At 70.9% G+C, this 8,505-nt stretch carries 8 protein-coding genes; 2 read left to right on the forward strand and 6 right to left on the reverse strand.

The genetic code is table 11. From position 1 onward, the window contains the following. Nucleotides 1-94 precede the first annotated feature (94 nt). From mshC to ABZ656_RS53905, 4 genes are all read right to left on the reverse strand, one after another. Nucleotides 95-1,324: a cysteine--1-D-myo-inosityl 2-amino-2-deoxy-alpha-D-glucopyranoside ligase gene (gene mshC / locus ABZ656_RS53890; RefSeq protein ID WP_360279486.1), complete on the reverse strand. Its 1,230-nt coding sequence runs from the start codon at nucleotides 1,322-1,324 to the stop codon at nucleotides 95-97. Nucleotides 1,325-1,804: 480 nt separating this feature from the next. Beyond that, nucleotides 1,805-2,632, reverse strand: coding sequence for an SCO1664 family protein (locus ABZ656_RS53895; RefSeq protein WP_360279489.1), 828 nt, complete (start codon nucleotides 2,630-2,632; stop codon nucleotides 1,805-1,807). Beyond that, the gene (locus ABZ656_RS53900) at nucleotides 2,596-3,186 is read right to left on the reverse strand and encodes a DUF3090 domain-containing protein (RefSeq protein WP_101406078.1); all 591 of its coding nucleotides are present in this window, start codon (nucleotides 3,184-3,186) and stop codon (nucleotides 2,596-2,598) included. The genes ABZ656_RS53895 and ABZ656_RS53900 overlap by 37 nt, the downstream gene beginning before the upstream one ends. 121 nt (nucleotides 3,187-3,307) lie before the next feature. Further along, nucleotides 3,308-3,994 carry a histidine phosphatase family protein gene (locus tag ABZ656_RS53905; protein ID WP_101406077.1) on the reverse strand — a complete coding sequence of 229 codons (687 nt, stop codon included), beginning with the start codon at nucleotides 3,992-3,994 and terminating at the stop codon, nucleotides 3,308-3,310. Between the two features lie 98 nt (nucleotides 3,995-4,092). Between ABZ656_RS53905 and corA the strand changes: the two genes are divergently transcribed. Continuing rightward, on the forward strand, nucleotides 4,093-5,091 hold the full coding sequence (gene corA, locus ABZ656_RS53910) for a magnesium/cobalt transporter CorA (RefSeq protein ID WP_360279493.1): 999 nt from the start codon (nucleotides 4,093-4,095) through the stop codon (nucleotides 5,089-5,091). Nucleotides 5,092-5,139: 48 nt separating this feature from the next. Here corA and ABZ656_RS53915 read toward each other — a convergent pair whose 3' ends face one another. Together ABZ656_RS53915 and ABZ656_RS53920 are read right to left on the reverse strand one after the other, a co-directional pair. Further along, complete coding sequence (locus tag ABZ656_RS53915; protein ID WP_101406076.1) at nucleotides 5,140-5,928, reverse strand: hypothetical protein; 789 nt, start codon at nucleotides 5,926-5,928, stop codon at nucleotides 5,140-5,142. Nucleotides 5,929-6,163: 235 nt separating this feature from the next. Beyond that, nucleotides 6,164-7,219 (reverse strand): LLM class F420-dependent oxidoreductase, encoded by a 1,056-nt coding sequence (locus tag ABZ656_RS53920; protein ID WP_067365222.1) that lies wholly within the window; start codon nucleotides 7,217-7,219, stop codon nucleotides 6,164-6,166. A 150-nt stretch (nucleotides 7,220-7,369) separates the two neighbouring features. Between ABZ656_RS53920 and ABZ656_RS53925 the strand changes: the two genes are divergently transcribed. Continuing rightward, entirely contained in the window at nucleotides 7,370-8,353 is a 984-nt protein-coding gene (locus ABZ656_RS53925) for an aldo/keto reductase (RefSeq protein WP_101406075.1), read from the forward strand. Nucleotides 8,354-8,505: the final 152 nt, after the last annotated feature.

Raw genomic sequence — 8,505 nt, forward strand, 5'->3', positions numbered from 1 at the left:
TCACATCACTTTCCCAGGCCCCGACGCCTACATGTTGCAATCATCAAGACCCATCGGAATGTGACCGCCCGGCGCCCCACACGTACGAGAGGAACTACAGGGCCACGCCCAGGAGGGCGTCCACGGCGCGCGAGACGACGCCGGGGGCGCCCTCGTCCGTACCGCCCGTCTCACGCTGGAGCGCCGCCCAGCGGTCGACCGCCGCGAGCGCGGCCGGTGCGTCCAGGTCGTGCGCGAGAGCCTCGCGGATCTCCTCGACCAGTGCCTCGGCGGACGGCCCGTCGGGACGCGACACCGCCGCCCGCCAGTTCTCCAGACGGGCGACCGCGTCCGCGAGGACGGTGTCCGTCCACTCCCAGTCGGCGCGGTAGTGGTGCGCGAGGAGCGCGAGGCGGATGGCGGCCGGGTCGACGCCGTCGCGCCGGAGCTTCGACACGAAGACGAGGTTGCCCCTGGACTTCGACATCTTCTCGCCGTCGAGGGCGACCATGCCGGCGTGCACGTACGCCTTGGCCATCGGGAACTCGCCCGTGAGCACCTGGGCGTGCGAAGCGCCCATCTCGTGGTGCGGGAAGGCGAGGTCGGAGCCGCCGCCCTGGACGTCGAAGCCCATCCCGAGGTGGTCGAGGGCGATGGCGACGCACTCGATGTGCCAGCCGGGCCGGCCGCGGCCGAGCGAGCCCCCGTCCCAGCTGGGCTCACCCTCCCGCGCCGCCATCCAGAGCATCGGGTCGAGCGGGTTCTTCTTGCCCGGACGGTCCGGGTCGCCGCCCCGCTCGGCGGAGAGCAGGCGCATGGCGGCGGCGTCCAGGTTGGACACCTTGCCGAAGTTGGGGTCGGACTCGACGGAGAAGTAGACGTCCCCTTCGAGTTCGTACGCCGCGCCCGCGTCCCGCAGCCGCTCGACGAGCGGCACGATGCCGGGTATCGCCTCGACGGCGCCTATGTAGTGCCGCGGCGGCAGCATCCGCAGGGCGGTCATGTCCTCACGGAAGAGGGCGGTCTCCTTCTCGGCGAGTCCTACCCAGTCGACGCCGTCGCGCTCCGCCCGCTCCAGGAGCGGGTCGTCGACGTCGGTCACGTTCTGGACGTAGTGAACCTGCCGCTTGGTGTCGAGCCACACGCGCTGAACGAGGTCGAACGCGTTGTAGGTCGCCGCATGACCCATGTGGGTCGCGTCGTACGGCGTGATGCCGCAGACGTAGATACGGGCGACGGGACCGGGGGCGAGTGTGACGAGGCCGCCGGTCGCGGTGTCGTGGATCTGGAGGTCGCGGCCCTCACCAGGCAGGGCGGGGACCTCAGAAGCGGGCCAGGCATGCATGTCATGAGCCTAACCGGACGGAACTTCCGTATACGAACCGGACCAGCCCTGATGACGCGGAAGGCCCTCTTGCGCAACGCCCGACGGTGTGCCTCACCGGGTCCTACGGGGGTGAGGCCGCCGTACGACGGCACAGCCCACCGCCCAGGGCCACCCGCCGGGACGGGCGCGCGCCGCCGCCGACGGTCCGCCCGCATACGCCGTGAGCGCGAGCCGCCGGGCCCGCGCCCCGCCCCACGGCCGGCCCGCGCCCCGCCCACGCATCTGTCCGCCGCCAGAACCGGCTACGCGCGAGGCAGCGGGTCTCGCTGTCACCGGCCGCGGCTACGGGCGCGCACCACCAAAACCGGCGCCCCCGTCCCACACGTGCTCCACACCACACCCACGTCTGCCGCCCCCCAGCGACGCGGACACCGCGAGCTCGGCCCGGTCGGCGTACCCGGTGCGAGGTGAGCACGGCCCTCGGACGGTCGAGGGTGTTTACACCGGTGGCCAGGGGATCGCCGGCCACTCCCCGCTCGGCTCCGGGTGCTTCCCCGAGGCGAGCATCGCCTCGACACGCGCGCGTGTGGCGTCGATCTCAGCGGTGGTGATGAGTTCGGCCAACCGGGTGGCGAGCGGCGCACCCGGCGCCAGGCCGTCCCGCAGGGCTGTGAGGACCTCGACCGCCTCCGGCGTCAGCGACTCCCCCGCCCAGCCCCACAGCAGCGTGCGCAGCTTGTTCTCGGCGTTGAAGGTGACCCCGTGGTCGATGCCGTACAACCGCCCCTCACCGGCGGGCAGCAGATGGCCGCCCTTGCGGTCGGCGTTGTTGATCACGGCGTCGAGCACGGCGAGCCGTCGCAGCCGGACGTCGTCGGCGTGCACGAGCAGCGCCGTCTCCCCCTCGCCGACCTCGGCGAAGCCGATCGCCTTCCAGCCCGCCTCGGGCTCCTCGGCCTCCGTCAGGGCCAGCAGCCCGTCCCCGTCGGCCTCGGGCAGGGCCTCGATCCACAGCTGGCACATGCCCTCGCCGTAGGGCCCGTCGCGCAGCACGGTGGTGGGTACCAGATCCCAGCCCGTGGCCTCGGAGACCTCGTACGCGGCCACCTCACGCTGGGCGAGGGTCCCGTCGGGGAAGTCCCACAGGGGCCGCTCCCCGGCGACCGGTTTGTAGACGCAGAACGCGTCCCGGCCCTCGTACGAGACGGAGCAGTACAGCACCGCGTTCGAGGCCTCACGGATCCGTCCGCGCACCTTCAGCTCGCCCAGGGCGAGCAGCTCGGCCGTGGTCACGCTCCGCGGCGGTATCCGTTCTGGCGCGGACATACGTGTCCTTCCGGGTCGAGCGGGAGGCTGCACAGCGGGCAGGGCGGCCGGCCCGCGTTGACGACATCGAGGGCGCGCTTGGCGAAGGCCCTGGCCTGCGCGCCGGTGAGCCGGACGCGGAGCATCGGCGGACCGTTCTCCTCGTCCTGAAGCAACCTTTCCTCGGCCTCGGCGAGGTCCTCGTCGGTGTCGGCGTCGAGTTCCACGAGGGCCTGCGCCTCGACGATCATGCGCTGTTCGTCACCGTCCCAGGCCAGCGCCATCGTGCCGACCCGGAACTCCTCCTCCACCGGGGTGTCGAGAGGAGCGGTGTCGGACACCTCGGTGGGGGCCACGGCCGGGACGGGTGCGCTGCCGCCGGTGCGCCGTACGACCTCGTCGAGGAGCTCGTCCATGCGTTCGGCGAGCGCCGCGACCTGGGTCTTCTCCAGGGCGACGCTGGTCACCCTGGGGCCTGAGGAGGCCTGCAGGAAGAAGGTACGGCGCCCGGGCAACCCGACCGTACCGGCCACGAAACGGTCCGGGGGGTCGTAGAGGAACACCTGACGGGACACGTCCTGTCTCCATTGGAATCGGCATGTGGACCGGCTGACTGCCTGGGCCCTCATCGGCTGCTGACAACTTGCTGACAACTACTGCGCTGCTTCGACCGCTTCACCCTACTGCGGCCGACGATCACGGTGCGCCCGCACCGCCCCCGACCGGGGCGTCCCCGCTCGGGGGCTCCTCGCGCGGCGCCAGGGAGGCGAGGTCGCCGGTGTCCCCGAGGCGCACAAGGAAAGGACGCAGTCGTGTGTAACGGATCGCGGTGATGGAACACGGTTCTACAGAGATCCGCTGGAAGAGGTCGAGATGAAGTCCGAGTGCGTCCGCGACGAGGGACTTGATGATGTCGCCGTGCGAGCACATGACGTAGACCGCGTCGCCGCCGTGGTCGCGCTCCACGCGCGCGTTCCACTCGCGCACCGCCTCGGCCGCCCGCGTCTGCATGGCCCGCATCGATTCTCCGCCGGGGAACGCGGCCGCGGACGGATGTGCCTGTACGACCTCCATCAGCGGCTCGTCCCTCAGCTCGGCGAGCTTGCGGCCGGACCAGTCGCCGTAGTGCGCCTCACCGATCCGCTCGTCGGTGTGCACGCGCAGCTCGGGGCGGGCGTCGAGCAGCGGCTGCACGGTCTCCTGGCAGCGCTGCAGGGGGCTGGTGACGACTTCGGAGATCGGCAGCGCGGCGAGCCGGCCGGGCAGCGCCGCGGCCTGCTGGGCGCCACGCTCGTCGAGGGCGACACCGGGCGTCCAGCCGGCGAGCAGCCCAGCGGTGTTGGCGGTCGAACGTCCGTGCCGTACGAGAATCAGGGTGGGCATGCGGCCCAGCGTAAACGGGTGACTCGGGGACCCGGAGGGGCCTGTGGACAACGGCGGCCGGAGTGCGGTGGCGGCCGGGCGACGGGAGAATACCCTCCGTGATCGTCGACTGCGCCATTTACCACCGCGGGCGCCGGACGGAGGGCCCCGAGGACCTCTCCGACGCCCTGGATCTGGCACGCGCCGAGGGCGACGCGTTCATCTGGATCGGGCTGTACGAGCCGACGGAGCAGGAGTTCGACCTCGTCACCGAGGAGTTCAGGCTGCACCCGCTGGCGGTCGAGGACGCCCTCAAGGCGCATCAGCGGCCCAAGCTGGAGATGTTCGACGATTCGCTGTTCGTGGTCCTGAAGCCGGTCGCATACGAGACGGAGAGCGATGTCGTCACCACCGGCGAGGTGATGGTGTTCATCGGGGACGCCTTCGTGGTGACCGTCCGGCACGGGGAGTGCTCGCCTCTCGCGCAGGTGCGCCGCCGGCTGGAGGAGGACCCCGAGATGCTGCGGCACGGGCCGACAGCGGTGCTCTACTCGATCGCCGACGCGACGGTCGACCACTACCTGGAGGTGGCGACCGAGCTCCAGACGGACCTGGAGAAGCTGGAGGCGGAGGTCTTCTCGCCGAGCGGCGGCGGTTCGCGGCACACCGCCTCCAGGATCTACACGTTCAAGCGGCAGATCCTGGAGTTCCGGCGGGCGACGGGCCCGCTGACCGTTCCGCTGACCCGGCTCTCGGGCTCGGGCACCGCCGGCGCCCCGGTGCCGTTCGTGAACGAGAAGGCGCAGCCCTTCTTCCGTGACGTCAACGACCACCTGGCCCGTGTGAACGAGTCGGTGGAGAGCCTGGACCGGCTGGTCTCGGACATCCTCTCGGCGCATCTCGCGCAGATGAGCGTGCGCCAGAACGACGACATGCGGAAGATCTCGGCGTGGGCGGCCATGGCCGCGGTACCCACGATGATCGCCGGCATCTACGGCATGAACTTCGACCACATGCCCGAGCTGCACTGGCTCTGGTCGTACCCGGCGGTGATCCTGGCGATGGCGGCGCTGGAATTCCTGCTGTACCACCTCTTCAAGCGGCGGGGCTGGCTGTGACCGGCGTGCCACCAGGTGTGCGACATGCGGAGGGTTCGCGACCGCGAGTCACGCGACCTCCGGTACGGGCGTCGCGGGGCCGCCCAGGGCGTCGCGGTGTTCCGGCATCTTCAGGGAGACCATGCGGCGCCAGCCCGCGGCGCGCTCGTATGCGTAGACGGTGTGGATGGCCGCGGTGAGCGTCGCCGCCCTGGCCCTCGACCAGCCGAGGATGCGACCCATGTGGGCCATCACGGCGAGACTGACGTCCCGGTAGACGCGGATCTCGGCGAGCGCGCACGCGCGCAGCGTCCGCTGGATGGCGCGGCCGTGTCCGTCGGACGCGAGGCGGAGCAGCTCCTCGTGGCAGTAGGCGAGGTGCCTGTCCTCGTCCTGGGAGATCATCCGGACCGCGCGACCGATGTCGGGATGGTCGGCGAAGTGCCTGCGCAGCAGCTTCATCTGCTCGGAGGCACGCTGTTCGGTGACCCTGCTGTGGGCGAGGTAGGTGACGATGTCTCGTACGGTGAGTGGCTGTTCGCTCTTCAGCTTGTCGTGGGCGAGGCCGATTCCGTGCCGTTCCAGGAGCATCGTGTAGTCGGTGTCGGCCGGGACCCCGACCGGTGCCAGGCCGCGCTTGTTCATCAGGGCGTGGAAGATCCGCCCGTGCTTGTCCTCGTCGGCGCCGTGCCGGGTGATCTTCGGGGCGAGTTCGTGTGCGCTCCGCGGGACGAGGGCGGCGATGCGGGCGTTCTCCCAGCCACCCTGCGACTCCCCGCTGGCGGCTATGGAGCAGAAGAGCCGGAACGACTCGTCGTTGTCGAGGATCTCCTGGAACAGACTCTTGGCCGAAAGCATCGATGACACCTTTCTGCAGGGTCCGCAGAAAACGAGTCAAATGGGATGCCGGGGGCCCGGCAACCGATGTGTCGGACAAATGCGCCGAACGAAGGATGACGGGACGGGCGCGGGCGCGTAACCCAGGGCACGCCCGCGCGTTGTTCTCCGTGACGGCCGTGGCGGGGAAGACCCCCCGAGCCCCCACCACGGCCGCGGAACTTCTCACGTCCCTCCGGGGAAAGGTTCCGGCGCGTTACGCCAGACCGGCCCGCTCCAGCGCGTCCGAACCGGCGCGGAGCGAGGCGATCCGGTCCTCCAGCGTGAAGCCGGCGGGCGACAGCGTGAGGGTGGTGACGCCCGCCGCCGCGTAGGCCTTCATCCGGTCGGCGATGCGGTCCACGGAGCCGAGCAGGGTGGTCTGGTCGATCAGCGCGTGCGGAACGGCGGCGGCCGCGCCCTCCTTGTCGCCGGACAGGTACTTGTCCTGGATCTCGGCGGCCTCCTTCTCGTACCCCATGCGCTGGGCGAGCTGGTTGTAGAAGTTCTGCTTGCGGCTGCCCATGCCGCCGACGTACAGCGCGGTGTAGGGGCGGAACATGTCGGCGAGCGCCGTCACGTCCTTGTCGGCGCCGACGGCGAGCGGCAGCGTCGGACAGACGTCGAAGCCCTCCATGGTCTTGCCGGCCTTCTCACGGCCCGCGCGCAGGTGGCGGAGCGCGGTGTCCTCCAGGTGCTCGGCCGAGGGGAAGATCAGCAGGGCGCCGTCGGCGATCTCGCCGGTCTGCTCCAGGTTCTTCGGGCCGATCGCGGCGATGTACAGCGGGATGTGCTCGCGCTGCGGGTGCACCGTCAGCTTGATCGGCTTGCCCGGACCGTCCGGCAGCGGCAGCGTCCAGTGCTCACCCTCGTACGACAGCCGCTCGCGGGTCATCGCCTTGCGTACGATCTCGACGTACTCACGGGTGCGGGCCAGCGGCTTGTCGAACTTGACGCCGTACCAGCCCTCGGAGACCTGCGGCCCGGAGACACCGAGGCCGAGGCGGAAGCGCCCGCCGGAGAGCGAGTCGAGCGTCGCGGCGGTCATCGCGGTCATCGCGGGCTGACGGGCCGGGATCTGGAAGATCGCCGAACCGACGTCGATGCGCTCGGTCTTGGCGGCGACCCAGGTGAGCACGGTGGCCGCGTCCGAGCCGTAGGCCTCGGCGGCCCAGCACACCGCGTATCCCAGTCGGTCGGCCTCCTGGGCGACGGCGAGATTGTCCGCGTCCATTCCGCCGCCCCAGTAGCCGAGGTTGATCCCGAGCTGCATGGCCGGTCCCCTTACCGATCAGTAACGTCCCTTGTGCCGGAGACCCTAGCGCGCTGGTGGGCGCGGCGGCAGGAACGGGTTCAGGTCTGATCATCCAGGTTGTCCACAGGGTCCCCACGAGGCGAGTTCTGGCCAGTAATCTCGGCGTCCATGGAGCAGAGGCATCTCGGCCGTACCGGCCTGCGTGTGTCCCGGATCGGACTCGGCACCCTCACGTGGGGGCGGGATACCGACGAGCACGACGCCGCGGAGCTGTTGAAGGTGTTCTGGGAAGCGGGCGGGAACCTCGTCGACACCGCGGATGTGTACGGGGACGGGGAGTCGGAGTATCTGCTCGGACAGCTCATAGAAGGGCTCGTGCCGCGTCGCGACCTGGTCATTTCCACGAAGGCGGGCAGTGTGCCCGACCCGGACCGGCGGTTCGACGGCTCGCGCGGGCATCTCCTGTCGGCACTCGACGCCTCGCTTCAGCGCCTCGGCACGGACTACGTGGATCTGTGGCACGTCCACGCCTTCGACCCGGACACCCCGCTGGACGAGACCCTCCAGGCGCTCGACCTCGCGGTCAGCAGCGGTCGCGCGCGGTACGCGGGGGTGTCCAACTTCTGCGGCTGGCAGCTCGCCAAGGCGGCGACCTGGCAGCTGGCGGCGCCCGGGACACGGACGCGGATCGCGAGTACGCAGATGGAGTACTCCCTGCTCCAGCGCGGCGTGGAGCGGGAGGTGCTGCCCGCGGCGCTCGACCTGGGCGTGGGCCTGCTGCCGTCCTCCCCGCTCGGGCGGGGTGTGCTCACCGGGAAGTACCGGGGCGGCACACCGTCGGACTCCCGGGGCGGCTCGGAGCACCTCGCGCCGTTCGTCGCTCCGTACCTGGACGAGACGGCGAGCGGCATCGTGGACGCGGTGACGACGGCGGCGGACGGCCTCGCGGTCACGCCGTTGCAGGTCGCCCTCGCGTGGGTCCGCGACCGGCCAGGTGTCGCCGCCCCGATCGTCGGCGCGCGCAACGCGCAGCAGCTCACGGCCGCGTTGTCAGTGGAGACCCTTAGTCTTCCTGACGAGATCTGCCGGGCGCTCGACGACGTGTCGGCACCGGTGCACCACTATCCCGATCACGACTGGAGCACGCTGTGAGCACGGAGCCCGAGACCACGGAGGAAGTGGAGCCGGGGACGCCGGGCGCGGGAGCGACCGCCGACCCGCCGACCGCGGGCACGGACGCGGGCACGGCCACGGACGCCGGCACGGCCACGGACGCCGGCACGGACGCCGGCACGGCCACGGAC

The sequence above is a fragment of the Streptomyces sp. NPDC007095 genome (assembly GCF_040634475.1).
Classification (GTDB): Bacteria; Actinomycetota; Actinomycetes; order Streptomycetales; family Streptomycetaceae; genus Streptomyces.

Bases quoted from the DNA above. Each gene is read 5' to 3' on its own strand.
- mshC (WP_360279486.1), bottom strand. From the start codon at position 1,324: ATGCATGCCTGGCCCGCTTCTGAGGTCCCCGCCCTGCCTGGTGAGGGC.
- ABZ656_RS53895 (WP_360279489.1), bottom strand. From the start codon at position 2,632: ATGTCCGCGCCAGAACGGATACCGCCGCGGAGCGTGACCACGGCCGAG.
- ABZ656_RS53905 (WP_101406077.1), bottom strand. From the start codon at position 3,994: ATGCCCACCCTGATTCTCGTACGGCACGGACGTTCGACCGCCAACACC.
- ABZ656_RS53915 (WP_101406076.1), bottom strand. From the start codon at position 5,928: ATGCTTTCGGCCAAGAGTCTGTTCCAGGAGATCCTCGACAACGACGAG.
- ABZ656_RS53920 (WP_067365222.1), bottom strand. From the start codon at position 7,219: ATGCAGCTCGGGATCAACCTCGGCTACTGGGGCGGCGGAATGGACGCG.
- ABZ656_RS53925 (WP_101406075.1), top strand. From the start codon at position 7,370: ATGGAGCAGAGGCATCTCGGCCGTACCGGCCTGCGTGTGTCCCGGATC.